Below are 344 nucleotides of genomic sequence, written 5' to 3'. Positions count from 1 at the left end.
GCTTGCCGAGCCCAGTCCCCGGCCGCGCGGCAATTCGAGGAAGCCGTCCGTCGTTTCCAGGAACAGGATGCGGCCGCCATTTTCGAGAATGGCGCCGACATCGGTGCCGGGCTGGGCGGCGGCCAGCGCCTCTTGGCTGAGGCCAGGCGTGATGTAGGCGCCGCGGCAATAGCCGAGCGGCTGCGCGGAATTGTGCTGGAAGTCGCGGACGCGGCCGATGAGGATCGAATGATCGCCGGCATCGATCAGCTGCTCCATGCCGCAATCGAACACCGCGACCGACCCTTCGTTCATCGGATTGCCGGTCTGCCCGCGTTGCCACGCCACTGACGCTGACTTCTCGG

General features: G+C 66.9%; 1 protein-coding gene. It reads right to left on the bottom strand.

What is annotated here, in order from left to right; genetic code table 11:
• A partial coding sequence (locus tag EN824_RS33885) for a flavin reductase family protein (RefSeq protein ID WP_135933193.1) occupies nt 1–344 on the bottom strand: 344 nt, incomplete at both ends.

The sequence above is a fragment of the Mesorhizobium sp. M8A.F.Ca.ET.181.01.1.1 genome, assembly GCF_004792025.1.
Classification (GTDB): Bacteria; Pseudomonadota; Alphaproteobacteria; order Rhizobiales; family Rhizobiaceae; genus Mesorhizobium.
Note: the sequence above shows the minus strand (reverse complement) of the source record. Positions and strands in the feature narration are given on the sequence as shown.